Genomic DNA, 4,568 nt, shown 5'->3' with positions numbered 1-4,568 from the left:
TTAATTTTAAGTCTTAAAGAGTAATTTTGAAATAAAAAAGTATCTAAAAAAACGGAACACCTCATACATTACAAGAATTAAAACAAGCTCGATTTACAGTAAATTCTTTTGAAAACGTAGGAATGGACTTAAAAAAATTAAAAGAAGCTGGATTTTCAATTGTAAACATACTTGGTAAAGAACACTCTTCTTATTTATTTAGCAATGAACCTCGTGAAAAATATACAGCAACACAATTTAAACAAGCTGGATTTAGTATGTATGAATTAAAAGAGGCTAATTATAGTAAGACAGAATGCCAAACCGCCGGATTTAGTGTAAGTGAATTAAAATATTATTATTAAATACTTTTAGGTTCAATTAAAATTGCACCAAATACAAAAATAATAAAGACTATCGTAAAAGATAGTCTTTGTTATTTTCTTTTTTCATATTTTTAGAGTTTATCTGCAAAAGCAAAACCTTTTCTAAAAAAAGATTTTTTTAATTAAAACAAGCAAAAAAATAGTAAATTCATTTTCTTGAATGTTTTAATGTATAGTTATTAGTTAATGGTTGTTTTTTTTACTTAAAATGCCATTTAATGACAATTGAATAAAAAAAATAATAAAAAGGAAGCTGCTAAGAAATATTTATTTAATTTTTTGTATAAAAATACTAATTTAAAGGAGTAATAATGATGAAAATAAAGGCCTAATATCTTTAATAAAAACTCCAAAAAAGAAAAAAACTTATTATTTGGGGTATATTCGGATTAATTAGTTTAATTACCACTGGATTAATTTATGTCAAAAACGATTTTTCCCTGATCCCCAAAAAAATGAATCAACTAATTTAAAAATTATGTTATAATTTACTATATAATAAATTTTTTTTATTATATGTTTCGATTACTAAATAAAATTTTATATAAAATCAAAAAGAGGTAGCGGTGTAAAAGAGTATTATGTGAAGAAGGCATTCTGTGAAGCATAAGAAAGGTAACCATCGCCGAATAATAATTATGGCAATAATTTATTATGAGATTATAGAAAATATCTATAATATTCTTGCTGTTTTAACAGTAAAGGCGCTTTAATCAAGTCTTTCTCAAACCTTCTTTTAAGAAGGTTTTTTGTTTTATAGGAAGGAAAATCATTTGCTAACGTTATCTTTTTCAAGAATTAAGAATTATTTTAAAGCTAAATATCTTTTTTTAACAATTTTAACTATTATTGTAACTTTTTTATTATATGATGATTTTTATCCTCAAAATATTAAAAACAAAGATGAAAATACTTTAGTTGTAGGAATGGAATGCAATTATAAACCTTATAATTATCTTTCTAATAATAAAGATAAAAAAGACTTGCATCCTTTAACAATAAATGGTAAAGAAAGTGATATTTTAGTTGCTGGATATGATGTTTTAGTAGCTAAAGAATTAGTTGATTATTTAAATGAAAAGTATGATAAAAAAATTAAATTAGTAATTAAAAAAATAGATTTTGATAGTTTAATTCCTGCTTGTCAAAATGGAGATATTGATTTAATTATTGCAGGGATGAGTAAAACAAAAGAAAGACAAGACCAAATTGATTTTACTGATAATTCTTATTATGATGAAGATCAATTTTATGTTATTGTTATAAATAAAAATAACCCTAACAAGGGTGAATTTATAGTTAATGACAAAATTCAATTACCTGGAAAAATGTTATATCAACGAGGAACTTTTTACGAACAAATAGCAAAAACATTAAAAGGAAATGAAGTAGAAGGAATGGACAATTTTGATGTTCAAGCTCAAAAAGTTCAAACAGATTCCAAATATTTTTATTTAGCTGATGCAACTGTTGCCCAAAAACATTTACAAGCTCATAATAATTTAGATAAAATAGAAATTAAAAAAGAAATAATTTTAGATAATAAAATAAAACAAGCCGCTGGAATACTTGCTATTGGATTTCAAAAACAAAAAGACATTAACAAAGAATTTATTAACAACAAACAAATTACCAAAGAATACATTGAAGATTTTTTAACAAAAGAACTTACCTCAGATAAAAGAAAAGAATTCATGCATAAACAAACCTCAGAAAAAGATACATTAAATATATGGTCTATTTTTAAAAATAACTTTTCTCTTTATAAAAGAGGGATTTTAACAACTCTTAAATTTGGGATTTATGGCACTTTTGGAGGATTTGTCTTATCTTTATTGTTAGTTCTTTTCCAAGTGTTAAATATTACCAAAAAGAAAAGTCATTTTTTAATTTATTATTTGCATCAAATAGGATGTAGAATTATTAATTTTTATATATGGATTATTAAAAGTACTCCTATGTTAGTGCAAGCTTTTGTGAGTTATTTTTTCTTAAAAGAGTTTGCTTTTTTCCAAAATGCTACTTGGTATACTCCAATGTTTGCTGCTTATATGGTAATTATTTTAAATACTATGGGCTATATTTCAGAAATTATTACTAAAAATATTTCCTTTTTGGATAAAGGACAAATTGAGGCTTCCTTGTCTTTGGGAATGACACATACTCAAACAATGCGCTATATTGTTTTGCCCCAAGCTATTAAAAGATCACAAACTCCTATTTTAAATGAGTTTATTATTAATTTAAAAGATTGTGTTGTTTTTAGTATGTTAGGTGGAATTATTGATATTGCTTGTGCTTCTAATGCTTTGTATAGTAGTGTTGCAAGCCCTAAACCTTATTATATTTCTTCTATTATTTATTTGATTATTGTAGGAACTGTTATTTTCTTTTTGAAAAAAATGGAAAAAGTAAGACAAGTTTAATTTTTTTTAATATATAAGATGGATCGCGAAAGATGCTTGTTAATCAAGCGGTCTAACGACCCACAGTTCGGCAACATAAGTTCGGTTCGCACAACAAAAAAACAAGAAATTTAAACGCGGAGAACCCCCCGAGATATCCTGCAAGTTGTATTAAAAAACGGAAAATTGCATTTGGAGCGGGACAATTTTATAATAGTTGTGAAGCAAATCTGATTTATTACTATTATTATTTATCTTTTGTGTTTTTCGTGCAAAAAAAAGAGTAGAATAGAAAGTAAGGGAGTTTTTACGCTCCCCCATAATAAACCCAAAGGAGATAAAAATATGAATTATCAAACCATCTCTTAAAAATAATAATAAAATGTGGATATTTCTAACCCCTTGTTGTTGTGGTAGTTATTGTTTTATTAAATAATAATTCACTAACCAAAAAAACTTCTAAATCATAACCAACAATCAAAATCCACCACAAAGACGACGGGGAAACGATATTCTACATTGACGGAAACTCTAATCAAAAAAGACAAAATCTTTTCTTCCAAAAACTTTAATAATTCAATAAGAAAGTGTATTTTTTACAACCTAAATGAACTGAATTTTATTAAATCATATTATATAAACTAACCACACCATCATCATCTCAGTTGAGAAATAAAAAACCAAAGGAGTTATTTAATTAATGTTTAAATTAAAAAAACAATTATACTTATTAAAATTAGTTTCATTAATTTTTTTAGGATTATTGATATTTAAAAGCAACAATTTTTTATATGCCTCTCCTGGCATAAATTTAGATGTAAGAATGGAACAACTCACCGAAGAACGAAATAATTTGGTGGCACAATTGCATAATCATTTTAATGATTTAAGTGTAGATAATGCAACACGTTTAATCAGAATGCAAACTACCAATGATGCCATAGAACGAGTTTCAGAACTAATAACTGAAATACAACAACAATTAATTCTCAGAGATCAATATCGACTTCAAATAGCAAATGATACTCAACAAAATATTAATAGAAGAAATCAAAGCTGATTAAATTTTTAATTTTCTATAAAGGCCCTTCCAGGGTCTTTTTTTATCCCATATCAGAAAAGAGGTCCTCAAATTATTTAAAAACCAACTAAATTTCCTTATATTTAAATGGAAACGAAGGGGAACCATTAATTCAAGTAGTCTAAACGCTCCACAGTTCGGCAACATAAGTTTCGTGAACTTAGTAAAGGTTTTGGAGCATAACCAGTTTGTAAAGTTGTAAAATGCAAATTATCTATCTTTATTATTTTGTTTTTAAATCAAAAACTGATTCTTCTCAAAACCCACTTTCAACTCAAGTTCAAAAATTCGATGGATGGGATTTTTTGAATGAATCAAAGAAACACACCCGCTACAAATCCGACAGTAAAACAATAGACTATATCATCGAATACGATCCTCAAACAGATAACCAAATTAAATTAACCTACTACAAAACCAACAAAACTAATGGCGATGTTGACAGAGTAGTAGAACGACATTATGGAGTGATTGAGGACTAAAATTATCTCCCTTACTTTCTGTTTTACTTTTTGCGCGAAAAAATCGTCAAAAAACCGTATCCTCTAAGGAAATGATGCTTGAATAATGCGGGAGAGAGTATTTAAATAGGCAATAGGCTACATAATATGGTTAGCTCTTTGTTTTAATTCTGAGGCTACTGGAAGTTTATTTTATATACCTTGAATGAGATTCATAATGAGTTAGAATTTGAGGCTTACTTTAAACTCTGGTTTT

General features: G+C 26.4%; 4 protein-coding genes and 1 riboswitch. All 4 genes read left to right on the top strand.

The features are described from left to right. Positions 1–122: 122 nt before the first annotated feature. The 4 genes from AACP42_RS02935 to AACP42_RS02920 all read left to right on the top strand — a co-directional run bounded on the left by AACP42_RS02935 (position 123) and on the right by AACP42_RS02920 (position 4,333). Entirely contained in the window at positions 123–344 is a 222-nt protein-coding gene (locus tag AACP42_RS02935) for a hypothetical protein (protein WP_227807044.1), read from the top strand. Positions 345–912: 568 nt separating this feature from the next. Then, a riboswitch (Lysine riboswitch) is annotated at positions 913–1,083 on the top strand. A 55-nt stretch (positions 1,084–1,138) separates the two neighbouring features. Next, positions 1,139–2,791 carry an ABC transporter permease subunit gene (locus tag AACP42_RS02930; protein WP_249402821.1) on the top strand — a complete coding sequence of 551 codons (1,653 nt, stop codon included), beginning with the start codon at positions 1,139–1,141 and terminating at the stop codon, positions 2,789–2,791. Between the two features lie 679 nt (positions 2,792–3,470). Continuing rightward, positions 3,471–3,830, top strand: coding sequence for an effector protein (locus AACP42_RS02925; protein WP_212775564.1), 360 nt, complete (start codon positions 3,471–3,473; stop codon positions 3,828–3,830). A 224-nt stretch (positions 3,831–4,054) separates the two neighbouring features. Beyond that, entirely contained in the window at positions 4,055–4,333 is a 279-nt protein-coding gene (locus AACP42_RS02920) for a DUF2963 domain-containing protein (protein WP_212775565.1), read from the top strand. Positions 4,334–4,568 lie beyond the last annotated feature (235 nt).

The sequence above is a fragment of the Hydrangea phyllody phytoplasma genome, from assembly GCF_036985185.1.
Lineage (GTDB): Bacteria > Bacillota_I > Bacilli_A > Acholeplasmatales > Acholeplasmataceae > Phytoplasma > Phytoplasma asteris.
Note: the sequence above shows the minus strand (reverse complement) of the source record. Positions and strands in the feature narration are given on the sequence as shown.